This window comes from Actinoplanes sp. NPDC049599 (assembly GCF_044465625.1).
GTDB lineage: Bacteria > Actinomycetota > Actinomycetes > Mycobacteriales > Micromonosporaceae > Actinoplanes.
Genome location: NZ_JBITLX010000001.1, coordinates 447922 through 474066 on the forward strand (window position 1 = coordinate 447922; position 26145 = coordinate 474066).

The following is a 26145-nucleotide window of genomic DNA, read 5'->3' on the forward strand; positions in this document are numbered from 1 at the left end:
CTCGCGCCGGGTCTTCGGCTTAGCCCGCAGAGATCCCGGAGCTCCCAGGCGCGTTTCCAGGAATTCAGCACCTTGTTGCAGTAGTAGAAGACGTCGGCGCGCGAATGCGGGGCGAGCCGGATCGGCTCGCCCCGCATTTTGGCTGGCGGCTTGTTCAGCCGACGCCCTGCACCGCGTCCTTGTGCACGTGGACGCCGGCGCCGATTCCCAGCATGTCCTGCTCGCTCAGGCCCAGCCCTTCCCAGAACTGCACCAGCAGGTAGACGCCGTTCGGCTGCTTGACCCACAGGGTCGCGCCGTCGTTGGCGTCGTCCTCCACCAGGAACGGGGCCGCGGACGGGCCGCCCTTGGCGATCGCCTCGCGCTTGGCCTCCTCGCGGAGCCGGAGCGTCGTGGGGTCGGTGACCTCCTGTTCCGGGACCAGCACGCCGGTGAGGTCGCCGACCCTGACCTTCTTGCCCTGCGGCGCCTCGTGCTGGTCCTTGGACTGGAGCATGATGCCGATCTTGCCGACGAAGCTCTGCGGGTCCTGGTCGAGGGCGTCCTTCGGCGCGAGGATCAGCGCGTACTCGTTGTCGGCCTGGATCTCCCAGCCGTCCGGGACCTTGTCGATGGTGTAGCCCTTGGGCTGGCTGCCCTTGTAGGCGACGAGCCGGGTGGCGACGGCCGTCGTGCCCTGGGCCTGCGGCGGCGGCGCCGCGGTCGGCGCGCTGTCGGTCGGGGCGTTGATGCCGGCGATCGCGAGGCCGGCCGCCAGCGCGGTCGCGGCGAACGCGGTTCCGGCGACCTTCTGGACGGTACGGCGCTTGCGCAGCGCCCGCCGTCCGCGGTCCAGGTCGGCGTTGATGTCATCCATGGTCGGCGTGACCTCCGGGCCCGCGAGGGTGTCGAAGTGGCGGTGCAGGTCCATTTTGTTCCTTTTCAGCGAAAGGCCGGAACGGCCGGTCGGATTTCCAGTGCGGTACGCAGGCGAACCAGCGCGCGGGAGGTCTGGCTCTTCACCGTGCCCTCCGAGCAGCCGAGCACCTCGGCGGTCTCGGTGACGGTGAGGTCGTGGAAGTAGCGGAACACCACGGCGGCCCGCATCTTCGGCGGCAACTCGCGCAGGGCGGTCCGCAGGCCCTCTTCCATCGGCTCGCTGTGCCGATCGGTACGGGGCAACTCCGGCAACTCGGCCGTCGGTCGCTCCCGTCGCCGCCACAATCGCCGGCGCTCGTCACTCAGGGCGTTGACCAGGGCGCGCCGCACGTACCCGTGGGGGTTGTCGGCGCGCTGGAAGGACGGCCAAGCCACGTACAGCTTGGTCAGGGTCGACTGCACCAGGTCCTCGGCCAGGTGACGGTCGCCCGCGGTCAGCAGCGTGGCCGTACGGAGCAGACCGGCGCGCTGTGCCAGCACGAATTCGTGGAACTGCTTGTCTCGATCGCCTCTCACACCCCCATGACGGATGCGCCGGCGCCAAGGTTGCACGGGCCGTCCGGGCCGGCCCGGCCGTGCAATTTCGCTGGCTGCTGAATACAGGCAATTGACCGCACCGTGTCGGCCGGCGTCAATGCGCTCCAATGAGGACTTTGTCGATCGATGATGTACAGTTTTGCCACCAGCAGGTTCGTCGCCGGGGGCGGCGGTACGAACCGGGCGGACTGCACGAAAAACCTGAACAAAGACCTTCACCTGCCGGCGGCGCACCCTGGCGCGCAGGTGAGGACAGGAGTTTGGGCGATGCTCAATCGGACCGTCACGTTCACCAAACAGCACACCCCCAATTCGCTGCGGGTGGTGGCCCGCCGGGTGCTGTGCGATGCCCATAACGCGCGGCTGCGGTTCACGGTTCCGGTGACCTCGCGCAGCGAATTCGACAACGTCTACCACTGCGCGGTGCGCAAGACGGCCAGCCAGTGGATAAAGGCGATATTCAGCGATCCGGTGGTGTACCGCTATTCGGGGCTGCTGCCGTACGATCCGCGGCCGTACAAGTGGCGCCACCCGCAGCCGTTCCCGCCGGACCGGGTGATCTCCTCGCTGTTCCTGTCGCACCAGAAGTTCGCGGCGATCCCGAAGCCCGACCGGTACCGCACCTTCTTCGTCCTGCGCGACCCGCGTGACGTGATCGTCTCGAGCTACTTCTCCACGCGCAGCTCGCACACGCCGATGGGCGACATCCCGCAGGTGCGCAAGGTCCTGCAGGAGCGGTCGATGAAAGAGGGGCTGCTCTACGTCATCGGCCAGCAGTCCCGCAAGGGCACCTTCAAGGCCCTGCGCTCCTGGGCGACGGCGCCGGAGGCGGACGCGGTGCGGCTGGTCCGGTACGAGGATCTGACCGGGCAACGCCAGGCGCAAGAGCTGGACGAGCTGCTGCGGCATTGCGGGATAACGCTGCCGCCGGCGGAGCTGGCGGGTCTGCTCGCGCGGTACAGCTTCTCCAGAATGCGCAAGGAACCGGCCGGGACGGAAAAGGTCTCGCACTACCGGAAAGGGAAGTCCGGCGACTGGCGCAACCACTTCGACGACGACGTCTACGAGGCCTTCGACGCGGCGACCGGAGACCTGGTCGAGCTGCTCGGCTACCCCGCCCGGTGAATATTGCTTTGCGGTCCGCCACGGGTGACCAGGCAGCATGGTGCCCATGGATTTACGGGGACCCGCGCGTTACCTCTGGTGGTTGGCCAAGCAGCTGAAGGGCCGGGTCCTGCTCGGCGCGATGTTCGGTTCGCTCTGGTTCGCCAGCCTGGCCTTCATGCCCTACCTGTTGTCCCAGGCCATCGACCACGGTCTGGCCCCACGGCGGCCGGCCACGCTGCTCGCCTGGACCGCCGCGGTGCTGGTGGTCGGCTCGGCCAGCGCGGGCCTGGGCATCATGCGGCACCGGTCGATGACCAAGTTGCGCCTGGCCGCGGCGCTGCGGGCCGCCGACGCGGTGATGACCCACGCGACCCGGCTCGGGGCGGCGCTGCCCCGCCGGGTCACGTCCGGCGAGGTGGTCACGATCGGCATCGCCGACGTGTGGGCGATCGGGCGGGCGATGAACGTGGGCGGCGTCGGGGTGGCCAGCGCGCTCGCGTACGCGGTGGTCGCGGTGCTGTTGTTCGACACCTCGCCGCTGCTGGCCGTCGTGGTCCTGGCCGGCGTGCCGGTCCTCGCGCTGGTGGTGGGTCCGCTGCTGGGCCGCGTGCAGGCCGCGGGGGCGCGGTACCGCACCCGCCAGGGCGCCCTGGCCGCCCAGCTCGTCGACGTGCTCGCCGGGCTGCGGATCCTCAACGGGCTCGGCGGCAAGGAGGGCCACCTGGCGCGGTACCGGGGCAACTCCGCCGAGCTGCGCGACCTGGGTTACCGGGTGGGCCGGGTGAGCAGCTGGGTCGGCGCGCTCGGTGAGGGCCTGCCCGGGATCTTCCTCGCGGTGGTGGTCTGGCTGGCGGCCCGGGAGGCGGCCGTGGGCAAGCTGACCGCCGGCGAGCTGATCGCGGTGTACGGCTACACCGCCATGCTGGTCATCCCGGTGAGCGTCATGATCTTCTGCGGCTTCGACATCACCCGCGGGCTGGTCGCCGCCCGGCACGTGGTCGCGTTCCTCCGCCTCCCGCCGGAGAGCCCCGACGGCGACCCGGCGCCGGCCGGACCCGCGGCCCTGCACGACCCGGTGTCCGGGGTGTCGGCCGAACCGGGCCGGCTGACCGCGCTCGCCGGCGCCAAGCCGGCCGACGCGACCGCGGTGCTCGAACGCCTGGGCCGGTACGGTCCCACGGACGCGACCTGGGGCGGCGTCCGGCTCGACAGCATCGCCCGCGAGCAGGTGCGGGCGCGGATCCTGGTCGCCGAGCACGAGGCCGACCTGTTCGCGGACCCGCTGCGGGAGGTGGTCGCCGGCCGCGACGCGCCGCGGGACGGGCAGCTCCGCGAGGCGATCGAGGCCGCGGTGGCGCGGGACGTCGGCGAACCGGACCACCCGGTGGAGTGGGGCGGGCGGAACCTCTCCGGCGGCCAGCGGCAACGCGTCCGGCTGGCCCGGGCGCTGTATCAGCAGCCGGAGATGCTGCTCGCCGCCGAACCCACCTCGGCGGTGGACGCGCACACCGAGGCGGCGATCGCCGGCCGGCTGCGCGCGGCCCGGGCCGGCGGCGGCACGGTGGTGGCGACCACGTCACCGGCCCTGCTCGACCGCGCGGACGTCGTGCACTACCTGGTCGACGGGCGGGTGGCGGCCACCGGCTCGCACCGTGAACTGCTCGACACCGTGCCGGGCTATGTCCGCCTGGTCGCCCGGGTGTTCGGGGAGGACGAGGCATGAGCGCCGCACTGCCGATCGCGGACCAGCGGCTGGTCGGTCGCGCCGCGCTCCGGCTGCTGGCCGCCGACCGCCGGACCGTGGTGACGATGATGTCCCTCAACGCCCTGGCCGCCCTGGCCGGGCTCGGCGGCCCTTGGCTGCTCGGCCGCATCATCGACACCGTCACCAGCGGAGACGGCGCGGGCCAGGTGGACCGGCTGGCCCTGGCCGTGCTCGCCTGCGCGGTGGCACAGACCCTGCTGTCCCGGTACGCGCTGGCGGTCGGCTTCCGCTTCGGCGAACGGACCGCCGCCCAGATCCGCGAGGACTTCCTGCAACGGTCGCTGGGCCTGCCCGCCGCGGTGGTCGAGCGCGTGCCGGCCGGCGACCTGACCGCCCGCGGCACCACCGATGTGGACGCGGTCGCGACAACCCTGCGCGACGTCCTGCCGGGCATCTTCATCGCCGCCGTGCAGATGCTGCTGATCGTGGGCGCGGTGGTGGTGCTGAGCCCGCTGCTCGGCGTGGCGGGCCTGCTGGGCTTCTCCGGCATCTGGTTCGTGACGCGGTGGTATCTGCGCCGGGCCCGGGACGCGTACCTGCTCGAGGGTGCCGCCAACTCGGTGATGGCCGACGAACTGGCGGCGACGACCGCGGGCGCCCGTACCATCGAGGCTTTTGACCTGCGGAACCGCCGCCTGGCCAAGGGCCATGCGGCGATCGCCGAGACCCGCCGCACCCGGCTGGCGACGCTGAGCCTGCGCTCGGTCTTCTTCCCGCTGGTGGAGATCTCGTACGTGGTGCCGGTCGTGCTGGTGCTGCTGCTCGGCGGCTGGCTCTTCTTCACCGGGTCGGTCACGCTCGGCACGGTCGCCGCGGCGGTGCTGTACCTGCGGCAGCTGGTCGGCCCGCTCGACAGCATCATGCTCTGGATCGAGCAGCTGCAGAGCAGCGGCGCGTCGTTCGCCCGCATCGAGGGACTGGCGGCGGTGCCCGCGGAGGCGGCCCGCGCGACCCGGGCGCCTGACGGCGACCGGATCGAAGTGCGCGGGGTGCGCTACGCCTACGACTCCGGCCAGGACGTGCTCCATGATGTGGATCTGACGGTACGGCCGGGAGAACGGCTCGCGATCGTCGGCCTCTCCGGGGCCGGCAAATCCACCCTGGCCAGACTGATCGCGGGCGTGGACCGGCCGGACCACGGAACGGTGACCGTGGGCGGGATCGCGATCGCCGACCTGCCACCGGACGAGCTGCGCCGGCAGGTGGTCTTGGTGACCCAGGAGCACCACGTCTTCCGGGAATCGCTGCGGGAGAACCTGATGGTGGCGGCGCCGGACGACGTGTTGCGACGGGCATTGAAGACCGTCGGTGCGGATTGGGCCGACGACCTCGACCTGGATCTCGGCGAGAATCCGCCGGACGGCGGCCAGGCACAGCAGCTGGCGCTGGCCCGGGTGGTGCTGGCGGATCCGCACACGGTCATTCTCGACGAGGCGACCGCGCTGCTGGACCCGACGGCTGCCCGAAGCGCGGAAAGGGCACTGGCCGCGGTGCTGCACGACCGGACGGTCATCGCTATCGCGCACCGTTTGCAGACGTCGCGGGATGCCGACCGGGTGGCGGTCATGGACGGCGGACGGATCATCGAGCTGGGCAGCCACGACGAACTGGTGCGAGCCGACGGGCCGTACGCGGCTCTGTGGCGTTCCTGGCACGGCACGTGAGGACTGTTCTGATGACCAACCCCTGCACCTGCGGTACGGCCGCCGAGGCCCGCAAGATCCTCGACGGCCTCCGCCGGGGAACGAGCCTGGTGGACGGCCTCGCCGAGAAGGTCGTGCACGACGGCATCACCTGCGCCGGCACGCCGGAATGGCTGGGCTCGTTCGTGGCGCTGCTGCCGTCCCTCGACCCGGCGGACCGGGTGGCGGCACTGCGCCTGCTGTGGGAACTCACCGTCGACCCGGCCGTACCCGCGTCGCTGGGCCGCAAGGGTCTGCTGGTCGACCCGCCGCTGCCCGACGGCCCGTGCGGCAGCCCGAGCGACAACGCCCGGGCCTGCCGCCGGATCGTCGGCCCGTCCCTCACCGCGATCACACCGGCTCCCGACGCCGACACTGTGGAACTCGACGCCTGGGCCGCGCTGCTCTCTGCCGTGCCGGAGGGCTTCGAGATGTTGCCGGGCCTCGGTGTGCGAGGGGTGCTCCCCTTGGCCGTGCTCGCGGGCAGCTACGAGCGGCCCGAGCTGATTGCATGGTTCGCAGCCCGGCTCGCCGAGGAGACGACCCGGGTCGCGGCGGCCATCGGGCTCCGCAACGCCGGATTCCCGGACCAGCCACCGTCCGCGGCCGTAGCGGTCCTGGCGGCTGAGGCCGTCGCGCCGACGCTGGATCTGTGGCCGTGGATCCGGCACAGCGAGGCGGTCGACACGTACGGCAGGTTGTTGCTGGATTGGCCGTCGGCTCATCGGGAGGTCGTGGGGGCGGCGCTCGCCGCCGAGGATGAGGAGGTTCGGTATCAGGGGATCGGTGAGGCCGGACGGGGATTGCGGTGCTGGCGGGCGAGCGGGCTCGTACCGCTGTTGGTGGCGGCGGTGGACGATCCGGAGCCGGATGTGGCCGAGCAGGCCATTGTGGAGCTTTCCCGCGGGCGGTTGGCGGGGGACGTTCTGCTTGCTGTGGTAGGGGATCCGGGGATGTGTCGGCGGGCACAGGCCAGTGCTTTACGGGCGCTCGCTCGGGACGGTGACGAGCGTTGCCTTGAGCCGTTGCTGGGTGAGCTTCGGACGCCGGCGCTGATCGCGGATATGACTGTGGCGGTGCAGGGTATGCGGCACTTCGCGGATCGGATCGTGCCGGCTGTCGGGGAGTATCTGCGGGGTGCGGCTGCTCGGAGTCTGTGGCCTCGTACGCGGAGCGTTGTTCGGGCTGTTTCCGGGTGGCCGGAGAGTATTGAGTTGGTGGGGGAGTTCACGGCCTTTCTGGAGGGTGAGGCCCGGGTTGAGGCGCTCTACGCCCTCGGCGACCTCGGCGTGCCGGTGACGGGGCTTGGCGCGGTGCAGGAGCCTGAGGCGAGGGCGGCTGCCGCCTGGGCACTGTGGCGGTGTGCCGGCGAGCTCGACGCGGCGCTTACGTTGCTGGGTGACCTGCTCGGCGGTGAATCACCCGGGCGTCGTGCGGCTGCCCTCTGCGCGATCCGCTTCGGACCGGCGGCGGAGGCGTTGCGCGATCCGCTCCGCCGGCTCACCGAGATCGGCCGGGACGCCGCGACCTATGCCGGGACCGAGCGGCTGGACGAGGCTGTCGCGGCTTGCGGGGCTCTCGCCGCGATGGGCCGGCCGGGGGAGGCGCCGCCGGCGGTGCTTGCTGCGGCTTTGCGCAAGCGGCGGGACGTTGATCTGGTGCTGACCGCGCTGGAGCGGGGCGCCGGGCGGGGGGATGGTGTCGAAGCCCTGCTGACGACGCTCGCCACGGACGAGAGGCGCTTCACCTGGCCGGCGGATGCGGGCGACAATGACGTCGCGGACGACGAACGGTGGCAGGCGACCGCCCGTCGGCTCAGTACCCTGCCTCTATGAGCGACATCGATGCCGCCGAGGAATGGCTGGATTCCTGGACCTCCCAGGTGAACGCGCAGGCGGAGCGAAGCGTCGAGTTGTCCCGCCGGGTTGCCACACTCACCGCTTCCGCGGAAGGCCGCAACGGCGCAATCCGCGTGACCGTCGGCTCGGCCGGCCAGGTGGAGCGTCTCGAGCTCGACGACCGCGTGCACGAACTGGCCGGCCCACGGCTCGCCGATGAGATCATGTCGGTGATCCAGCGCGCCCAGGCTGTGCTCTCGCACCGGGTGGCCGACCAGGTGCGGGCGACGGTCGGCGAGGATTCCGAGACCGGCCGCGCGGTGATCCATTCGTTCGACTCCCGGTTCCCGGCCCCGAGCGAGGACGAGAACCGGTGAGCGCCGGCCTCGAATTTCCCGCCGAGTCCGTGCTGCGGCACGCCGCCGCGGTGAGCGATGCCGCTGACCGGATGACGCAGGCCCGGGCGGCGGTCGGCGAGGTGACCATGGACAGTCAGGCGTACGGCCAGCTGTGCCAGTTCCTGCCGAACCTGCTGAGCCCCGTCTTCGACAGCGCTGTCGGGGTCATGAACGACGCGGTGGACGCACTGGAGGAAACAGCGCTGAAGCTGCGGGCAACCGCGTCGGACATGGATGCCACTGATGCCGGCAGCGCCAGCCGTCTGGACCACGCCGCCGGCTCGGGCCTCGACCTGCCGTTGTGACCGACAACCCGCTGGTCGCCGAGGCGCACAGCTCCACGACCTGGTACACCGGTCTCGGCCTGGCCGAGGACGCGGCGCAGATCAGCAGCGGCATCCACAACAACAGCTGGGTGGACGGCACACTCGGCGGAGTCGGCGGCGCCCTCGACGTCCTCGGCCTGGCGATCGACCCGCTCGGCTCGCTGGTCGCCTGGGGCGTCAGCTGGCTGATGGAGCACGTCCAGCCGCTGAAGGACGCACTGGACTGGCTGGCCGGAAACCCCGACGAGGTCGCCGCGCACGCCGCCACCTGGCGGAACGTCGCAGCCGCGACCACCGGCACTCTCCAGCAGTTCGCGGATGCCGTCCGAGCGCAAACCGCGGAATGGACCGGTGCGTCCGGCGACGCCTACCGCAACCACGCGGCCCAGCAACTCGACGCCATGGGAGGCATCGCCACGGCGTCGGAGGCCATCTCGTACGCGGTGGAAGGCGCCGGCCTCCTGGTCGGCCTGGTTCGTGGCATCGTCCGCGACCTGATCGCCCAGTTCGTGGCCACCCTCGCCGCACGACTGCCGCAATGGCTGGCCGAAGCGGGCTTGACCCTCGGCGTGGCCACTCCGGTAGTGATCGGCCAGGTGGCCGCCCTGGTTGCCAAATGGGTCAACAAGATCCAGCACTTCATCAGGGCGCTCCTGAGCAGCCTGCGCCGGCTGAACGGCAAGCTCGACGACCTGACCGGCGTCCTGAACGACCTCAAGCAGGCGCTCCGCCGGCTGAGCCGTTCCGACCCGGCACCGGGCGCGGAGTTCTTCAGCAAGAGCCCGGCACGGACCAACCGCGACGTTCTCGACAACGGCCCAGGCACCCCGATGACCCTCGACAACGTCCACGACATCGCCGGCCGCATGGACATCGACCTCCAGGACGTCGACGTCGTCATCATCAGCGACCCGGAGGAGATCCGCTACCTCGACCACATGGACGCGGGTGCATACACACCATCCGAACTCCACGGAACCCAGATCCGCCTCGGCCCGGCGAGCTTCGCCGACGACGAAACGTTGGCGGCTACCATCGCCCACGAACACACGCACGTGGTGCAACAGCAGGCCGGCGAGCACCTGCACCGGCCGCTGAAGGAACTGGAAGACCAGGCATACGACAGCGAGATACCAGCCCTCGAACGGTATAGGAACACCCCGCCATGACAGCAGTGCAGTTCCTCATCAACGAGGTCTTCGACATCCCCACCCGCGGCGGCCTGATCGCGGTCGGCTCCACCCGCAACGGCGAATTCATCGGCATCCCACGGCTGCGGGACGAAGCCAGTGGTCAACCGATCCACGTCCTGGGCGTCGACCACCCGACGCCGCGAACGCAGCGCACGGGGGAGACCATCCTGGTGGTGGATCGCAAGGACGCCGAGCTGGTCGCGGTCGGGCGGCTGTGGACCGCAACGGACCACTGACGAGCTTGCCCCCGGCGGCGGCGCACAATCGGTAATCTGCCTTCGTGCGCCGCGTTCGTCCAGAATGGTTTGTCGCCGCCGCGCTGCTGGTGCTTCTGGTTCTGACCAGTTCCCGCTACGGCTGGCACCGCGACGAGTTGTACTTCGTCGTGGCCGGGCGGCATCCGGCGTGGGGTTACCCGGACCAGCCGTTGCTGACTCCGCTGCTGTCGGCCGGGCTGTTCCGGCTCGGCGGCGGCTCCCTGGTCGTGCTCCGGCTGGCGTCTGCGCTGGCTGCGGCTGCGACTGTGGTGCTGGTCGGCGTGATCGTCGGTCTGCTGGGGGGATCGGACCGGGCGCGGCTGCTGGCGTCGAGCATGTGGGCCGTCGGCGTGGCCGCCCTGCTCACCGGTCATCTCGTCAGCACGGCCACCTTCGAGGTGCTGTTCACCGCGGGCGTGACTGCTTGCCTGCTGAAGGCGCTGGTCGGCGGCCGGCCCGGCTGGATGCTCGCGGCCGGCGCGGTGCTCGGTGCCGGCCTGCTGAACAAGCTGCTGATCGGGGTCGTCGCCGTGTTGATCTGCGCGGCGCTGCTGATGCTCGGACCACGGCGACCGTTGCTCACCTGGCAGGCCCTGGCCGGCGGGATGCTCGCGGTGCTGGGCGCGCTGCCGTACCTGGCGTGGCAGGTGGTGCACGGATGGCCGCAGTCCGCGGTGGCGGAGTCCATCGCGGGTGAGGACAACCGGATCGCGGTGATCCCGATCCAGCTGGTGCTCGTGTCGATCTTCTTGGCGCCGTTCCTGGGTGCCGGCCTCGTGCGTCTGCTCCGGCGGGACGCCGGTCCGGCCCGGGCCTTCGGGTACGCGTACCTGGCGCTGCTCGCGCTGGTGCTCGTGACCGGTGGCAAGGGGTACTACTCGGCAGGGCTGCTGCCGGTGATCGTGGCCGCTGCCGGGATCTCCACCGACAACTGGCTCGCCCGCGGCCGGCGGTGGCTCCGGACCGCGCTGGTGAGCGCCGCGCTCGGGGTGTCGTTGGTCCTCAACGCCATCAACGGGCTGCCGATCACACCGGTCGCGGACCTCGAGCAGAGCGGCATCAACGAGCTCAACCCGGAGGCGGGCGAGCAGGTCGGCTGGCCGGAGTTCCGGGACGCGGTCCGCGCGGCGGTGCGGACACTGCCCCCGGATCAACAGGGCCGGGCGGTGGTGTTCGCGTCGAACTACGGCGAGGCCAGCGCGGTGCGGCTGGGTCGTGGCCTGCCGCCGGCCTACAGCGGGCACAACGGGTACGCGTTCTGGCCGCCGCCTGCCTCGGCTGCCGGCCCGGTGATCCTGACCGGGTTCGCCCCCGGCGACCCGACCAGCCGGCATTTCACCGGCTGCCAGGTGGCCGGCCGGGTGGACAACGGGTACGGGTTGAACAACGACGAGCAGGGCGCGATCCTGCAGGTGTGCACTGGCCCCGCCGGCACCTGGGCCGCGGTCTGGCCGGCACTCATCCACTACGACTAGTTCGCGGCTGGCCCTGCCAGGATGCTGCGGGAAGGAGCACGGATGCGCGCCGTCTGGATCACCAAGGCGGGTGGGCCCGAGGTGCTTGCGGTGCGCGAGAGCCCCGACCCGCAGCCGGGCCCCGGCGAGGTGCGCATCGCGGTCCACGCCGCGGGGCTGAACTTCGCCGAGGTCATGGCCCGGCAGGGCCTCTACCCGGACGCGCCGCGGCCGCCGTGCGTCGTGGGGTACGAGGTCGCCGGCGTCGTTGATGCCCTCGGCGCCGAGGTCACCGGGCTCGAGGCCGGGCAGCGAGTGCTGGCCCTGGTGCGGTTCGGCGGCCACGCCGACGCCGTGTGCGCGCCGGCCGAGCGGGTGCTGCCGATGCCCGACGACCTCAGCTTCACCGACGGCGCCGCACTGCCGGTCAACTACGTCACCGCGTACCACATGCTGTTCCGCGTGGCGAACCTCCGGCCGGGGGCCCGGGTGCTGGTGCACATGGCCGCCGGCGGCGTCGGCATCGCGGCGCTGCAGCTGTGCCGCACGGTGCCGGACGTCGTCACGTTCGGCACGGCATCCGCCGGTAAGCACGCGATTCTGCGTGAGGAGGGCTGCACCCACCCGATCGACTACCGCACCGAGGACTACCCGGCGCGGGTGCGGGAACTGACCGGCGGCGAGGGCGTCGACCTGGTCCTCGACCCGCTCGGCGGACGGGACTGGAAGCGCGGCCTCGGCCTGCTGCGCCCGGTGGGGCAGCTCATCGCGTACGGCTTTGCGAACCTCAGCACCGGCGAGCGGCGCAGCATCCGTCGACTGATCGGCCAGTTCACCGGCGTGCCGCTGCTGACCCCGTACACGATGATGGGCCGCAACCAGACGGTCAGCGGAGTCAATCTCGGGCACCTGTGGGGCCGCGCCGACCTGCTCCGCGAGGAGCTGACGTCCCTGCTGGACCTGTGGCGCTCGGGCGCCGTCCGGCCGCGCATCGACGGGGTGTACTCGTTCGAGCAGGCCGCGGCAGCGCACCGCCGCCTCGGCGAGCGCCGCAACATCGGCAAGGTCGTCCTCGTCCCCCGATAGTGGTGACCCCGAAACTTCCGCTGCTTGCCCGGTAGCCGAGCGGCCTGTCTGACTCGTCGGTTCCGTGGGGTGATGCGCTGGTTAGGGCCGCGAAGGACAAGCGTTCACATGGCGGAAACATTGACGAACGCTGTTCATCCCGCTTAGCGTACAGAGGACTTCCGGCGCGTCCTTTCTGAAACTTTCGGCATCGGCATGATGTGTGCGGCGCGTCCGACGCCCTCAAAGGAGTGATCTTGAGAAAGGCATACCGTGTCGCCGTGGCCGTCCTCGCCACCTCGACGCTGATCGGCCCTGGCATCCAGCCGGCGCAGGCCGGCCCGAAGGCAACCGGCGGCTCGGCCGTCGTGGACCACCACCCCGGCAAGCGGAATCTGCCGCTGCGCTGGGCGGCGCCGCGTGACCTGCACATCGGAACCGCGGTGGCCGGCGGCGGTCACCACCTCGAGCAGGACTACCCCGACCCGTTCACCTACGACCAGCCGTACCGGAAGGTCCTGGCCCGGGAATTCAACTCGGTCTCCCCGGAGAACCAGATGAAGTGGGAATTCATCCACCCCGAGCGCCGCAAGTACAACTTCGGCCCGGCCGACGCGATCGTCAAGTTCGCCCGCCAGCACGGCCAGGTCGTCCGCGGCCACACGCTGCTCTGGCACAGCCAGAACCCGGCGTGGCTGGCCGAGGGCCAGTTCAGCAAGGCGGAGCTGCGGGCGATCCTCAAGGACCACATCTTCACGGTGGTCGGCCGCTACCGCGGCAAGATCCAGCAGTGGGACGTCGCCAACGAGATCTTCAACGAGAACGGCGAGTACCGCCAGGAGAACATCTTCATCCGCGAGCTCGGCCCGGGCATCGTGGCCGACGCCTTCCGCTGGGCACACCAGGCCGACCCCAAGGCCCAGCTGTTCCTGAACGACTACGGCGTGGAATGGCCCGGCGTCAAGGTCGACGCGTACGAGGCGCTGGCCAAGCAGCTGCTGGCCGACCGGGTGCCACTGCACGGCTTCGCGTCCCAGGCCCACCTGAGCATGCGGTACGGCGCCCCGGACCAGCTCGGAGCCGTGCTCCAGCGCTTCGACGATCTGGGTCTGTACACCGCGATCACCGAGCTCGACGTACGCATGGATCTGCCTGAGGGTGGCGTGCCGACCGCGGAGCAGCTGCAGACGCAGGCCGCGTACTACAAGACCGTCCTGGACGCATGCCTCGGCGTCGAAGACTGCAACTCCTTCACCATCTGGGGCTTCACCGACAAGTACTCGTGGGTGCCGGTGTTCTTCCCCGCCGAGGGCGCCGCGACGGTGATGTGGGACGACTTCGAGCGCAAGCCCGCTTACTACGCGCTCCGCGACACCCTGGCCGCAGCACGCCGGAACCGCTGAGGGGGAACGGGGGGAGGCGGCAGCACTCCGGTGCTGCCGCCTTCGTCTGTGTCAGTCCGCCGAGTGCCCAGATCGTGGTCGCCGGTTCACCGTCATACGACGTCGCCGGCCCGAGCCGCTGGCGTAGTTTTCTTGGTCGCGCGGACGATCAACACGAGACCAGTCCTGCCCGACGCAGTGCTGCGCCCGTACCGTCAGGTCGTGACCAACTGCGGGGGACGCGACCACCGCCGCGAAGAGCCCGCACCTCGGCCTAACCGAGAAGCTCGCGGATGTCGGCGGCGCTCAAGGCGGCAGAGGAGAATTCCCCGCCGTCCATGACGCCGGCAAACAATTCGGCCTTGCGTGCCTGCAATGCCATCACCTTTTCCTCGATGGTGTCCCGCGCTACCAGGCGATAGACCATCACGTTGCGGGTCTGCCCGATGCGGTGGGCCCGGTCCACCGCCTGCGCTTCCGTCGCGGGGTTCCACCATGGGTCGAGCAGGATGCAGTAGTCCGCCTCGGTCAGGTTCAGGCCGAACCCGCCGGCCTTCAGGCTGATCAGGAAGACCCCTGCGGCGCCGGTCTTGAACTCCTCCACCACCCGCTTGCGATCGCGGGTGGTGCCGTCCAGGTATGTGCAGGAGATGCCGGCCTGTTCCAACCGATCGCGAGCGTTGCTGAGGAAGCGAGTGAACTGGCTGAACACCAGAGTGCGGTGGCCCTCAGCGACGATGTCGGTGAGTTGCTCGACGAGCAGATCAAGCTTGGTCGAAGAAACTGCGCGGTGTCGTTCGTCGACCAACGCCACGTCCAGGCTGGCCTGCCGCAACAAGGTCAGCGAGCGGAAGATCTCAAAGCGGTTCTTCTCCATGTCACCGAGCAAGCCGAGTACCTTCTGCCGCTCCCGTTGCAGGTAGCGCTGGTAAACCTTGCGATGACCGGGCGACAGGTCGACCTCGACCACCTGCTCCTGTTTGGCCGGCAGGTCGGCGGCAACCTCGCTCTTGCGCCGGCGCAGCACCAGCGGGCGGATCCTGCGGCGTAACTGGGCCAGCCGGTCCTGGTCGCGGTCACGCTCGATCGGATGGCGGTAGTACTCGGTGAACCGATCGAGCCGAGGGAACAGGCCTGGGGCAGCGATCGAACACAGCGCCCACAGTTCGGCCAGATTGTTCTCCATCGGCGTGCCGGTGATGGCGATCTTGAAAGGCGCCGGGAGACGGCGGGTGCACTTGTAGGCCTGCGACTGCGGATTCTTCACAAACTGCGCTTCGTCGAGCACCAGACCAGCCCAGTCCAATGCCGCGTAATCGTCGTACTCCAGGCGGAACAGCGTGTAGGACGTAACCACAACGTCGGCCTGCCCAATCGCCTCAGCGAGATCGACTCCTCGCCGGGCCGCAGTCGACGTGATCGCCCGAACCTCGAGATCGGGAGTGAAGCGGGCCGCCTCAGCCGCCCAGTTGTGCACGACGCTGGCCGGCGCCACGACCAGGAAGCGGCCGTGTTTACGGGCGTGACACAGCAGAGCGAGCGCCTGCAGCGTCTTGCCCAGACCCATATCGTCGGCGAGGATGCCGCCGAGCCCGTTGTCGTGCAACGCGGCCAGCCACCGGAAACCCTCCTCCTGGTACGGGCGCAACTCGGCGTGTACCTCGGTGGGCACCGGCTGGTCGAGGGCCATGCCCGAGTCAGTCAGCGCGGCCACCGTACGCTGCCAATCCGCAGCCTGACCGGCCAACTCGCCTAATTCTCCCAGCTCATCCCAGACCCCGGCCTGGAACCGGCCGACCCGCAGCACGCCCGGCGGGCTGTCGGTCAGCGCACGCGATTCCGTAATCAGATCGCGGAGTTGCTGGAACTCCGGCCGAGCCAAGCCGAAATAGGCACCACTGGGCAGGATCAAGAACTCCTGGTCCCGGGCGAGGGCCACGAACAGTGCCTCGAAGTCGACCTGCTCGCCGCCCACCTCGACGCGAACTGACAGGTCGAACCAATCCTGCTCGCCGGCCTCCGCGGCGCCGGTGAACGTGATTATCGGCGCCGCCCCGGTTTCCTGCAGGTTCCAACCGTCGTCGGGCTCGATCACGGACACCCCGAGTTCGGCCAGCGCGGGGATCACCGTACTCAGGAAGCGGATCATCTCGTCGCCGCCGAGCACCGACTCGGAGGCGAGCCGTGGACCCAGCGTGCCGGGTTCAAGCAGGCTGGGCACGACGAGATCGGCCACCCGTTGAAGGAGATCGGCGCCCTCGTGGGACAGCGTCGGCGACCAGAGCGGCTCGGCATGCCGCCCGCCACCTACCTCGACCACCCACTCCCAGCGCAATTGCAGATGCTGCTGGCGTTCGATACTCAACGTCACGGTCAGGGTTGGCGCACCTACCTCGGGCAAACTCACGGCAGGTCCGGCCGGCACGACCTCCACCTGCTGGACCAGGCCGGGATAGAACTCGGCGAAAAACCGCTCCTCGTGTGCGCCCGGAACCCGGATACTCGGTGCCGTCAGGACCTTACGAGCCGAGCTCGGAAGCGGACGGGCCAGCGGAGCCAGCCTCAAGGCCCGCCCAGCCGGCTCCGCTTCACCGCGGACACCCCACGACGCGATGCCGTGCGCCGGCTCGCCGATGAACATCGCGCTCTCCAGGTCGACCGGCATGCCATCGTCCTGCACCACGGCTTGTAGTGTCAGGTCGCCGTCGACCCGGTCAACTTGCATCGACACCCGTGCCGGGCGGCGTGCCACGATCACCGGCGGGGCGCCGTTGCCGTACTGCACGAGCGGCAGGCCGGACTCCTGCGCCTCCGCCAATAAGTCCCAGATGCGTCGACTGCCGAATTCGTCGAGAAAGACGTTCGCGCTGCTGCTGTAGTACTGCGCATGGGAGCCGGACAGCTTGACGATCTCGGTGAGCAGCCGGCGGTGGTGTTTCAGGTCCGGCGAACTGCCCCCGGCATAGTCGAGCGAGTGCCAGCTGATCCCAGTACGCACCCAGCCCCTGCGGCCCGGCAGCACCGGGCGCATCGAGATCCGCTGCTGGGTCTTCCGCGTCCGGGAAAGGTATGCGTTCACCAGCTCAAACTGCAGCCCGAGACCGGGATCCGCAGGCTGCGGGACCGGCTGCGTCCCAGCCACGTCACGGACCCAGGCGGACAGCTGGGACTCCCATCGGCCGGCCTTCGGCCGCCGCTGGGCCGGGGCTGTGGACGTCTTCCCCCCGGCCTCCTGCTGAGCGGCGATCAGCAGCGCTACGACATGTACGCATTCCGCATCGGCGCAACTGCACGCACCTCTCAAAGTGGGCGTCACGCCGGAAACGACCTCGCCGGTTACCTCCCCGCCGGCGCGAACCTTGCCGACTGCCTGACCGGATTCACCGACGGCCGGGTCGACGATCTCCCCATCGCTCAGCACTGCTCGTGCTTGAAGAAAGGTGCGGACCCCGACCAACTCGCAAAGCACCGCTTCTTCTGAAGTGAGAACCAGCTTCGCCATCGTCGCCTTTCGCGAGAGTCAGCGAACCACTCTAGACGCGCGGCAAGAGGCGCTGCACGCGACGTACTCACAACGAGGGACGCCACAGGGCGCACCGCCGGCGTCTGGGAGCGCGAACGGGTCGAGCGCTGGCGGGCCACCGGCAAAGCGCCGGGCAAGATCATGGTCTGGACCGATCAACTCGTCGCCGAGTTCCTCGACTACGCCGAGACCGAAGCACCCGACCTGCACCCGCTGCTGCACTTCATGGCCTACCGCGGCCCGCGCCGCGGCGAAGCCCGCGGCCTGCTCGACGCCGAGGTCCGCCTCGACAAAGCCGAGGTCAGCATCGTCAACCAGATCGCCGTCACCGGGGGCGCGACCCGCCACAAGAAACCGGAAAGCGAATCCGGCAACCGCGACGTCGTCCTCAACCCGGACACCGGGCTGTTCTTCGTCCGCCGTGACGGCCGCGCCTGGCACCCGTGCTCGGTGTCACAACGCTTCCGGCGACTCATCCAACGCGGCGACTTCCCGCCCGCACGGCTCCACGACCTCCGGCACAGTGCCGCCACTATCGCGCTACAGGCCGGAGTCGACGTCAAGGTCGTTTCGGAGCAGCTCGGTCACTCGACCACTACCCTCACGGTGCTGAATGAAGCAGCCACTGCCGAGGACCTAACTCGCTGGCTCAACGCCGAGACCTTGCGCCGGGTATGGCCGTCTCTGTGGCTTCCTGTTCGGCGGCGGGCGCTGTGGCAAGCTCGCTTTCCGGAACTTGCGGCGCCGCCGCAAGCCGTTGCCAGCTGAACGATGGATCCAAGTCATCTTCGGCTCGCGGAGATCGGGCTCCGAGCCGCCGGGCGTTACGGCTTTGCGCTGGCCGGTGGCTACGCGGTCCAAGCGCACGGCATTCTCGAACGGCCGAGTGAAGATGTGGAGCTGTTCACGGATTGGGAAGCGCCGCGGAGACTTCGCGGCAGCGGTCGAGGCCGTCGTTGACGGCTACCGAGCGGCCGGTTATACCGTCGAGGTCACCAGCAGTTCGATACCTTCGCCCGGCTCGCAGCAACCGATCCCGCGACGCCGGACCGGCCCTACAAGGTTGAGCTGGCCGCGAACTGGCGGTCTCTACCTCCCGTTGTCGCCGGCAAGATGTCCGCGCTGTTCACACGCGCCGAGCCTCGTGACTTTCTCGATGTCGACGCCGCTCTGCTGACCGGCCGCTACACCCGTGAGGGACTCATCAGTGCCGTTCACCACCACCGTGCTCGGCGTAGGGGTCACTGTTAAGAAACTCGACCTCACTGACGACAGCATCGTCGCCGTCTGCGCCCGTGGCCGCGACCGGCAGCGGATCGACCTGCTCGACCTGCCACTACCCACCCCACCACCGGACGGTTCAGTATGGATCGATGCCTACCGGTACTGGGCAGGACGGTAGACCACGGTGGGTGAATACAAGCACCACTCCTCCCACGCCTGCCCAACCCCTGGAACGGCAAGGAGGCCGAAAGGTCGCTGGCTCCATGCGCCGGCTGTCAGGGTTCGAGTAGGCAGAGCGGGATCACCGCGACTCCGTCCGCACGGCGGTACGCCTCGGATCCGGTGGTGATGACCGCCGCGTCGAGTAGATCGTCGCCCAGTTGTCCGCGCAGCCAGGTGAGGTGACGGACATCGTCATCGCTCACCGACGGAGACAGCTTCACCTCGAGCGCCACGATTCGTTGATCGGCGCGCTGGATGATGAGATCCACCTCGTGCCGACTGTCCCAAGTGCGTAGGTGATGAACCGTGGCTTCGGCTGCCTGCGCGTAGACCCGCACGCTGAGCGTCACCAGCGACTCGAACAAGGCGCCCAGCAGCGGACCGGGCCGGCGTACGGCCGCGGCCGGTACTGAATCGTCGAGCAGGGCGGGCACGTCCACACCGAGGAGTCGTGCGGCGAGTGCCGGGTCGGCGAGGTGGTGTTTCGGTGCGGCGCCGAGTCTGCTGAAGGCGCTGCGGCTGGGCAACCAGCCGGGCACGGGATCGAGCAGCCACAGTTGCGACAGCACGTCGCGGTACACGGTCGTGGTCGTCTTGGCGGGCTTGTTGGTCTCGCCCGGGGTGGCCGCGTCCAGGATGGCGTTGTAGGAACTGGTGGTTGCCGTCGCGGCGGCGTACGCGGCCAGCCACCCGCGCAGGGTGTCGGGGCGGCGTACCAGGTGGCCTTGCTCGGGGAAGTCTCGTTCGACGATACGGTTCAGGTAGCCGTCGAGCTGTGCCCTGCGAGCGCGTGGCGGCAGTTGACGGATGGCGGGGAATCCGGAGCGCACGATCTCTTCGGCGTAGTCGACCAGGCTCAACGCAGTGCCTCCGCCCACGGCCGGCCGCCGCCCGGTAAGCAACTCCCCAAGGCTGACGGTCGGCTCCGCCAGGGCCCGCTCGGCAAGGCTCATCGGTCGCATCCGGAGCTGGACAATGCGCCCGGCTCCGGAATGTGTCGGCGCAGACGTGGGGGTGGCGCTGCCGGTCAACAGGAACCGGGCAGGTGCGGGATTACGGTCGACGCTGCGCCGCGCAAAGTCCCAGACTGCCGGTTCGCGCTGCCACTCGTCGATGAGGACCGGCGTCGGTGCGCGGTCGAGGCGCTGCGGATCGGCGGTGAGCAGCTCCCGCTGTGTCGCGTCGTCCATGGCGAAGACGGTGGCGGCGCGCCGCTGGGCCGTCGCGGTCTTCCCGACGCCCTTTGGCCCCTCGAGGCTGATGGCAGGCAAACCGCCGAGAAGCTCATCCAGCTCTTGATCGACGGCCCGCACCTGATATGGCAGCACGTTGCAAAGCTACCGCAGAAGCATCTTAAAGGCTACCGTTCACACATCTGCCAGGCTCCCGTAGGCACGGATCCGAGACTCCCAACGGTCCTGTGACCGACGTCCCCGTCTCACTGAAGTCAACACGCCGTGGTGGCGGAAAGCCACGCGCCGGGCAACTCGGGCGCGAGCTGCCCGGCGACGCTGCGGCAGGAGGCGCACCCCGCGGTACCGGTGCACGAACGATCGCCTGACCCCTCGCGAACATCAAGTCGTGCGCCGAAGATGTTTCCCCAGCCCAGAGGTCGCCGCGAGTGCTCCGAATGTGCTCGGCGAGCGAATGGCACCCGACGTCAGCGCCGGGCGCCCGCGGTCACCGCCGGGCACGCCGGCCCGCTTGTGCGCGGGAATTGCTCCGGACACGCTCCGACCAGCAACGGAATGCCCACCGGTCGACCAGATGGCACCAGTGGGCCCCGGCGGGACTCCCGGGCACTCGTGGGTATCCCCAGGTCGGTACGATGTTGGCCGTAGGCCCTCGTAGCTCAGGGGATAGAGCATCGGTTTCCTAAACCGTGTGTCGCAGGTTCGATTCCTGCCGGGGGCACCTCCACCACCAGCCGAAAAGGCCGTTGAGCAGCACAACAGAACCCGATCGATGGGTTTCGACCCGGGCCGACCTGCTGCGGATGAACCGGCTCCCGGAGGCATACCTGGCACCGCCGGCAGTGCGGGAACTACGCGAGTTGGTGCGGCACCGGGCCAAGCTGGTCGCGTCGCGGTCCGGGCTCAGGGCCGGCGTGCACGCGGTCATAGCCAAGCGGGGCGTGCTGATCCCGGTCAGCGATCTGTTCGGCGTCCTGCCTCAGCCGGCTGGCTGGTCTGGTCAAGGTCCCGCATGGCCGAACGCCGCGACCGAACATCGCCACCGTCGCGGTGGCTCGCAAGCTGTTCAACCTGGTTCTACTGCGGCCTACGCGACGGGCACATCCGCGCCCTCGCCCCGGCCCGGGCTACGGCGTGAGCAGGCCCCCGTGACCGGATGCTAGATCGACAAGGGTCTGACCCCTGCCGGCAGGCGGCGCGGTCGCCGCTCCTGATTGATCCCGTCCGGTCACGGCCGTAGATCACCATGCTGACACGCGGATGGATGACCGGCAGCCGAGCCCTCGGCCTGCCTTCCGGCATGGACCCTGAACACGGCCGCCCCACCACGAGCGCCCCCTCAGCGCCCTCACCTGGCAAACCCCCAGCAAGGGGTTGATCTCTCATCCGCAGCTCTACCCCAGCGCAGCCATCCCAGCCCAGCAAGCGACCAAAACCCCCAATATTCCGCCACGAAGGACTTGACCGGCATTTCGAATACAAATACCTCGTTGAGATCAGCTCAATGCCCACCGGCATTTCCATAGGGGGTGAACAAGGAATGGAGGTCGGCAGCGAACTCCGGGCGACGGCCGACATCGCGGCCGAGGCGGGCCGACTGCGGGACAATCGCCCCGGCCTCGTAACGCTATGGTCGTGCGGTGGTCGACTCGGAGAGTTCAGTGCTGCCGTTCCGTACCCTTTTCCGTGGATCTGCGGTGCGCCAAACTCTGAACGGTCTGTTCGTGGCCGATGAGGCCGGGCTGGTGGAGGGGTTCTGGCTTGCCGCCACCGGGGTTTTTCCCGTCCTGCCGGGACAGCCGGAGATGGATCTGACCGTCGAAACCATGGTGGTGCTCACCCTGGGACGCCGGCCGGTACTCGGTTACTCGGTGTCCATCGACCGGCTCCAGCTCCGTGGTGACACCTTGATTGTCGAGGCCACCGAGCGGCGGCCCGGCAGGTCCGGGCTCGACCAGATCGAGAGTCCCGCTCATCTGGTGGCAGTGCGCAAACGCGGCCTTCGCAACCAGGACATGGACCTGCGGCTTCGCATCGTGCCTGCCATATGAGTCCACGATAGTGACGGTGCAGGTACCCGAGCTCCCGGCTGTTCCTGGCCGGTCGACCTTCAACAGATGGGACGGCGACCTCCGGGTCTGCCGGCCGAGCCAGCAACGCCGCGGTTCGCAGCCTCTGGTCAAGCGTGAGCGATCCCGCACCTCGGAGAGCCGCTGTATCGCCCGCTCATCAGGCCGCCGTAGCCAGGCAGGAAATCCTCACTACCACGCTGCGCCTTCATCAGCAGCGCATCCACCGGCTCACGGTCGTCGAAAGCAAGTAGCCCGGGTCGTGGTAGCCGATCGTTTCATCGTTTCATCTCAGCCATGCAGTTCAAAAGCGTTCACACTGATTCGTAGCGTTCACGGAACACAAGTCCGAGATCCCGGCCGGCTTTCCGGCCGTCGCCATAACCGCGGGTCGCGGGAGTCGACCCGGTGGATCTCACGGCGCAAGCGGGGCCGGCCGAGCCGGTTCGCATCAGCGAGGGTGGGTCACGGTTGGGCCGCCACGCGTTCGACCGGGTTTCGCGATGACCACTCCGAACTCGGCCCGCCCAGGACGGCGGGTCAGCAGGGGGCCACCAATCCGACGGTATTCCTCCGTGCCTTTGCCACGATCGGTTGAGGGATTCGTCATCGGGCCGCAACCAGCCCCCCGTCGCGTACGTTCTCTGAACCGTGCGTTCCCGATCGAGGCAGGGCGAGGGCAGCGTGAATGTGATTGATCTGGACCGGCCGGCCGTCGTACCTCCTGCTCGTAGCCGCAAGTTGCACCTGCTCGTCGCCTCCGCGCTGGTGATCGGCGCCGTGCTCGGTGCTTCCGCCACGTACGGCTGGTCCGCCGGTCGGTTGGCCGCGGACCGCGAGCGCCAGGTTTCCGTCTTCGTCTTCGCCGAGGCGAGCCCTTTCGTTGACGGCTCGCCGGCCGACAGCGTGGTGCTCAACGGCCGCGTTGCCACAGTCACCCTCACCCGCCGCGTCACGCTCGTGAATGCCGGCCCGGTGCCGATCAACATCCGTGATCTTTCCGCGTCAAGGCCCGGCGTCAGCGTGCGCGGTGTTGACAAGCAGCGGTGGGTTGCCGCCGGTGCGACTGTGCAGGCCGATGCCGATGTGTCCGTCGATTGTGTTCACGGGCTTCCGCTCGGCCGGTTGCCGATCACGCTGTCCGTGCAGACCTTTGATGAGCACGACCGGGAGACCCGGCTGCGGGAGGGCTTCGACGGCACGCCCTGGAGTGAACAAGCCGAGGTCGCCTGCACCGCCAACGGGCCCTAGCCGAACGCCTCCCGGCACTCGGTCAGCAGCTCCCGCACCACCGGGCTCTCGCCCTTGCGCCACACCAGGGCCAGCATCGCCGGCATCGGGATGTCATCGATCGGCACCGCTTTCACACCCTCGTGCCCGGCCGTCATCGATGCGCTCAGGACCGCCACGCCCAGGCCCCGGGCCGCCAGGTCCAGCACCGTTGCCGGCGCTGTGGCCTGCAAGGCCACGGTTGGGCGCACCCCACCGGCCGCGCAGGCCTGGTCGAGCACCGCGCGGATTCCGGTGCCCGGCGGCAGGCAGATCAACGGGTACGCGGCCAGTCGCCGCAACGGCACCGTCTCCTGGCGGGCCAGGTCGTGTTCGGGGGGCACCGCCGCCACCAGGCCCTCGCTCATGATCGTCAGGGATTCCAGCCCGTCCGGCACCCCGCCCGCCAGCGCCGCCAGCGCGACGTCCGCGTCGCCCGAGCGGACGTTCTCGATCAGGGTTTCCGAGTTCTCCTCGGCCAGGCTGATCTCGACGCGCGGGTACCTGCGGTGGAGCGCGGCCAGCGCCTCGAACAGGGGCGTCACCGTGCAGCCCGTGACCATGCCGATCCGGAGCTTTCCCCGTACCAGTCCGGTCACCTCGTCGCAGGCGGTGCGGATCGCCCGGGCCGCCGCCAGGGCCATCCGGGCGTGCGGCAGCGCCGCCGCCCCGGCCGGGGTGAGGCGCACCCTGCGGGCGGAGCGGTCGAACAGGTCTGCGCCCAGTTCGCGTTCGAACTGGCGGATCTGGGCGCTGACGCCGGACTGGGTGATGTGCACGCGGTCCGCCGCCCGGGTGAAGTTGGCCTCTTCGGCCACCGCTACGAAGTACTCGAGCTGCCGCAGATCCATGAGCGGTGATGATAGCTACGACAAGAACTATCTGTTGGACTTGTCACTCGGTCGAGTCAAGACTTGTTGCATGACCGATCGCGAGAAAGCCACCAAACCGGAGGATCTCACCCGGCTGTTCGTCGAGCGGGCCAACGCCAAGGACGCCGAGGGCATCTCGTTGCTCTACGAGCAGGATGCCGTCATGGCCTACCCGCCCGGCCGGCAGACCGTGGGACGCGCGGCCATTCGTGAGCTGTGGGAGGAGGCGCTGGCGCACCTGCCCGCGTTCGAGCAGGAGCCGCCGCTGCCCACCCTGATCAGCGGCGACCTGGCGTTGACCTCGACGCCGCCCAGGGACGGCGCCGGCGCCCGCGCCCAGGTGGTCCGCCGGCAGAGCGACGGCACCTGGTTGCGGGTCCTGGACCAGCCGGAGTTCGTTACCCCCTGAGGCGGGCGAGGATCGCCTGGCCCGCGGCCTCGGCCGAGGCCGGGTTCTGCGCGGTGATCAGGTTGCCGTCGACGACCACGTGCGACGACCACGCGGGGGCCGACTCGAACACCGCGCCGCCCGCGCGCAGCCGGTCCTCCAGCAGCCACGGCGCCTTGTCCGCCAGGCCCGCCTGCTTCTCCTCGTCGTCCGTGAACGCCGTCAGCTTGCGGCCCTTGAAGAGCCAGTTGCCCTCGGCGTCGCCGGCCGCCAGGAACGCCGCCGGACCGTGGCAGAGCGACGCCACGAGCTTGCCGGTGTCGGGCAGCATCGCGGCCAGGATGCGGGCCACGTCCGGGTTGACGGCCAGGTCCTGCATCGGGCCGTGGCCGCCCGGGATGAAGACCGCGTCGTACGCGGCCGGGTCGACGTCCTCGAGCCGCACCGGCGCCTCCAGCACGTCCTTGACGCCCTCCAGGTACGCCCGCAGCTCCGCGCCCGACTCGTCAGCCAGGCTCGCCTGGTCGACAACCGGCACCCGGGCCCCCGGGGTCGCGATCGTGACCCGATGCCCCGCCCCGATCAGCAGGCGGTACGGCGCGACGAACTCGTCGGCCCAGAACCCGGTCGGGTGCTGGGTGCCGTCCTTGAGACTCCATACCCGGGCGCCGGAGAGCACCAGCAGGACAGATGACATGTCTACCTCCACGAGTCGACTTCGTGACCACCGTATGCCGGACGGCTGTAACCAACCACGCGGGCGAGGCTCAAGTGTTAGGACCGTCTCCCGTTAGGCTGGAACAATGCAGCAGTGCGACTCCGGCACCCTCCTCGTGGGCTTCGCCAACAGCGGGGCCGGGCTCGCCGCCTGGCTCACCCGTCACGCCGGCGAGCCGGCCGTCGACGAGGCCGATGTCGTGGCCGCCCGGGATCTGCGGTCCGCCCTGCTGACGCTGCTGCGGGAGCATTCAGGCTGTGTTGCCGATGAGGCTGAGGTGCCGGCGGCGCAGGCCTATCTGGGGCGCGTCGCGGGCCGGTATCCACTCGTTCCGCAGATCAGTGCCGGGGGCTGCACGCTCGCCCCGGCGCAGGGTGGGGTGCTCGGCGTCTTCGGCGCGGTGCTGGCGGCGGTGACCGATCTGGCGTACCGGGGTGAGTGGCCGCGGGTGAAAGTCTGCAAGAACAGTGCCTGTCACGAGGCGTTCTTCGACAAGACGCGGAATTCCTCGGGGCTGTACTGCAGCGCAGCGTGCAGCTCGCAGGTGGCGATGCGGGCGTACCGCAGCCGGCAGCGGGCCGAATGACAAGCCGCCAGGTCTCCGGGGATCGCGCGTCGCTGAGTCGTACGCCTCATGTGCGAGCAGCTGACCTCCCGGTTCGCCGCCGTACTGACCGCAGAACCTGCGGTGTTCGGCCGACCGGTGAGCCCGCCTGGCGACTCGTGTGTCAGCCTACACGGGTGG

General features: G+C 69.6%; 22 protein-coding genes, 1 tRNA gene and 2 pseudogenes. 19 read left to right on the forward strand and 6 right to left on the reverse strand.

What is annotated here, in order from left to right:
- Positions 1–154 precede the first annotated feature (154 nt).
- Together ACIBQZ_RS02075 and ACIBQZ_RS02080 are read right to left on the reverse strand one after the other, a co-directional pair.
- The gene (locus ACIBQZ_RS02075; protein WP_396086586.1) at positions 155–910 is read right to left on the reverse strand and encodes a hypothetical protein; all 756 of its coding nucleotides are present in this window, start codon (positions 908–910) and stop codon (positions 155–157) included.
- A gap of 11 nt (positions 911–921) precedes the next feature.
- The gene (locus ACIBQZ_RS02080) at positions 922–1434 is read right to left on the reverse strand and encodes a SigE family RNA polymerase sigma factor (RefSeq protein ID WP_396086587.1); all 513 of its coding nucleotides are present in this window, start codon (positions 1432–1434) and stop codon (positions 922–924) included.
- 288 nt (positions 1435–1722) lie between these two features.
- On the opposite strand from ACIBQZ_RS02080, the gene ACIBQZ_RS02085 reads away from it, so the two are divergent.
- The 11 genes from ACIBQZ_RS02085 (at position 1723) to ACIBQZ_RS02135 (ending at position 13943) form a co-directional block, all read left to right on the forward strand.
- A complete protein-coding gene (locus tag ACIBQZ_RS02085) occupies positions 1723–2580 on the forward strand; it encodes a sulfotransferase domain-containing protein (protein ID WP_396086795.1) in 858 nt (285 codons plus the stop codon).
- Between the two features lie 121 nt (positions 2581–2701).
- Positions 2702–4285: an ABC transporter transmembrane domain-containing protein gene (locus ACIBQZ_RS02090; RefSeq protein WP_396086796.1), complete on the forward strand. Its 1584-nt coding sequence runs from the start codon at positions 2702–2704 to the stop codon at positions 4283–4285.
- Positions 4282–5991 carry an ABC transporter ATP-binding protein gene (locus ACIBQZ_RS02095; RefSeq protein ID WP_396086588.1) on the forward strand — a complete coding sequence of 570 codons (1710 nt, stop codon included), beginning with the start codon at positions 4282–4284 and terminating at the stop codon, positions 5989–5991. Before ACIBQZ_RS02090 ends, ACIBQZ_RS02095 begins: the two co-directional genes overlap by 4 nt.
- Positions 5992–6002: 11 nt before the next feature.
- Positions 6003–7844 (forward strand): hypothetical protein, encoded by a 1842-nt coding sequence (locus tag ACIBQZ_RS02100; RefSeq protein ID WP_396086589.1) that lies wholly within the window; start codon positions 6003–6005, stop codon positions 7842–7844.
- Positions 7841–8224 (forward strand): YbaB/EbfC family nucleoid-associated protein, encoded by a 384-nt coding sequence (locus tag ACIBQZ_RS02105; RefSeq protein ID WP_396086590.1) that lies wholly within the window; start codon positions 7841–7843, stop codon positions 8222–8224. The genes ACIBQZ_RS02100 and ACIBQZ_RS02105 overlap by 4 nt, the downstream gene beginning before the upstream one ends.
- Positions 8221–8550: a type VII secretion target gene (locus ACIBQZ_RS02110; protein ID WP_396086591.1), complete on the forward strand. Its 330-nt coding sequence runs from the start codon at positions 8221–8223 to the stop codon at positions 8548–8550. Before ACIBQZ_RS02105 ends, ACIBQZ_RS02110 begins: the two co-directional genes overlap by 4 nt.
- Positions 8547–9740: a DUF4157 domain-containing protein gene (locus ACIBQZ_RS02115; RefSeq protein WP_396086592.1), complete on the forward strand. Its 1194-nt coding sequence runs from the start codon at positions 8547–8549 to the stop codon at positions 9738–9740. The genes ACIBQZ_RS02110 and ACIBQZ_RS02115 overlap by 4 nt, the downstream gene beginning before the upstream one ends.
- A complete protein-coding gene (locus ACIBQZ_RS02120) occupies positions 9737–10000 on the forward strand; it encodes a hypothetical protein (RefSeq protein ID WP_396086593.1) in 264 nt (87 codons plus the stop codon). Before ACIBQZ_RS02115 ends, ACIBQZ_RS02120 begins: the two co-directional genes overlap by 4 nt.
- Before the next feature lie 44 nt (positions 10001–10044).
- On the forward strand, positions 10045–11496 hold the full coding sequence (locus tag ACIBQZ_RS02125; protein ID WP_396086594.1) for an ArnT family glycosyltransferase: 1452 nt from the start codon (positions 10045–10047) through the stop codon (positions 11494–11496).
- A 42-nt stretch (positions 11497–11538) separates the two neighbouring features.
- Positions 11539–12561 (forward strand): medium chain dehydrogenase/reductase family protein, encoded by a 1023-nt coding sequence (locus ACIBQZ_RS02130; protein ID WP_396086595.1) that lies wholly within the window; start codon positions 11539–11541, stop codon positions 12559–12561.
- 230 nt (positions 12562–12791) lie between these two features.
- On the forward strand, positions 12792–13943 hold the full coding sequence (locus ACIBQZ_RS02135) for an endo-1,4-beta-xylanase (RefSeq protein ID WP_396086596.1): 1152 nt from the start codon (positions 12792–12794) through the stop codon (positions 13941–13943).
- Between the two features lie 253 nt (positions 13944–14196).
- Here ACIBQZ_RS02135 and ACIBQZ_RS02140 read toward each other — a convergent pair whose 3' ends face one another.
- Positions 14197–17424, reverse strand: a complete 3228-nt coding sequence (locus ACIBQZ_RS02140; protein WP_396086597.1) for an SNF2-related protein — start codon at positions 17422–17424, stop codon at positions 14197–14199.
- Between the two features lie 162 nt (positions 17425–17586).
- On the opposite strand from ACIBQZ_RS02140, the gene ACIBQZ_RS02145 reads away from it, so the two are divergent.
- The 3 genes and pseudogenes from ACIBQZ_RS02145 to ACIBQZ_RS02155 all read left to right on the forward strand — a co-directional run.
- Complete coding sequence (locus tag ACIBQZ_RS02145; protein ID WP_396086598.1) at positions 17587–18213, forward strand: site-specific integrase; 627 nt, start codon at positions 17587–17589, stop codon at positions 18211–18213.
- 3 nt (positions 18214–18216) lie between these two features.
- A pseudogene (locus ACIBQZ_RS02150) lies at positions 18217–18654 on the forward strand (hypothetical protein); the annotation flags it as partial.
- Positions 18650–18847 (forward strand): annotated as a pseudogene (locus ACIBQZ_RS02155) (hypothetical protein); the annotation flags it as partial. The pseudogenes ACIBQZ_RS02150 and ACIBQZ_RS02155, both read left to right, overlap by 5 nt.
- Before the next feature lie 97 nt (positions 18848–18944).
- Here ACIBQZ_RS02155 and ACIBQZ_RS02160 read toward each other — a convergent pair.
- On the reverse strand, positions 18945–20219 hold the full coding sequence (locus ACIBQZ_RS02160) for an ATP-binding protein (protein WP_396086599.1): 1275 nt from the start codon (positions 20217–20219) through the stop codon (positions 18945–18947).
- A gap of 513 nt (positions 20220–20732) precedes the next feature.
- On the opposite strand from ACIBQZ_RS02160, the gene ACIBQZ_RS02165 reads away from it, so the two are divergent.
- The 3 genes from ACIBQZ_RS02165 (at position 20733) to ACIBQZ_RS02175 (ending at position 23404) form a co-directional block, all read left to right on the forward strand.
- Positions 20733–20805, forward strand: a tRNA-Arg gene (locus tag ACIBQZ_RS02165).
- Positions 20806–21724: 919 nt separating this feature from the next.
- Positions 21725–22135 carry a protease complex subunit PrcB family protein gene (locus ACIBQZ_RS02170; protein WP_396086600.1) on the forward strand — a complete coding sequence of 137 codons (411 nt, stop codon included), beginning with the start codon at positions 21725–21727 and terminating at the stop codon, positions 22133–22135.
- Positions 22136–22837: 702 nt separating this feature from the next.
- Positions 22838–23404 carry a hypothetical protein gene (locus tag ACIBQZ_RS02175; RefSeq protein WP_396086601.1) on the forward strand — a complete coding sequence of 189 codons (567 nt, stop codon included), beginning with the start codon at positions 22838–22840 and terminating at the stop codon, positions 23402–23404.
- Here ACIBQZ_RS02175 and ACIBQZ_RS02180 read toward each other — a convergent pair.
- Positions 23401–24273, reverse strand: a complete 873-nt coding sequence (locus ACIBQZ_RS02180) for a LysR family transcriptional regulator (protein WP_396086602.1) — start codon at positions 24271–24273, stop codon at positions 23401–23403. The two genes, ACIBQZ_RS02175 and ACIBQZ_RS02180, sit on opposite strands and share 4 nt — an antisense overlap.
- A gap of 70 nt (positions 24274–24343) precedes the next feature.
- Here ACIBQZ_RS02180 and ACIBQZ_RS02185 point away from each other — a divergent pair, with 70 nt between their 5' ends.
- Positions 24344–24703 (forward strand): YybH family protein, encoded by a 360-nt coding sequence (locus ACIBQZ_RS02185; RefSeq protein ID WP_396086603.1) that lies wholly within the window; start codon positions 24344–24346, stop codon positions 24701–24703.
- Here the strand turns inward: ACIBQZ_RS02185 and ACIBQZ_RS02190 are convergent.
- A complete protein-coding gene (locus tag ACIBQZ_RS02190) occupies positions 24693–25379 on the reverse strand; it encodes a type 1 glutamine amidotransferase domain-containing protein (protein ID WP_396086604.1) in 687 nt (228 codons plus the stop codon). The genes ACIBQZ_RS02185 and ACIBQZ_RS02190 overlap by 11 nt on opposite strands.
- A 106-nt stretch (positions 25380–25485) precedes the next feature.
- Between ACIBQZ_RS02190 and ACIBQZ_RS02195 the strand changes: the two genes are divergently transcribed.
- Positions 25486–25986 (forward strand): CGNR zinc finger domain-containing protein, encoded by a 501-nt coding sequence (locus ACIBQZ_RS02195; RefSeq protein WP_396086605.1) that lies wholly within the window; start codon positions 25486–25488, stop codon positions 25984–25986.
- Positions 25987–26145 lie beyond the last annotated feature (159 nt).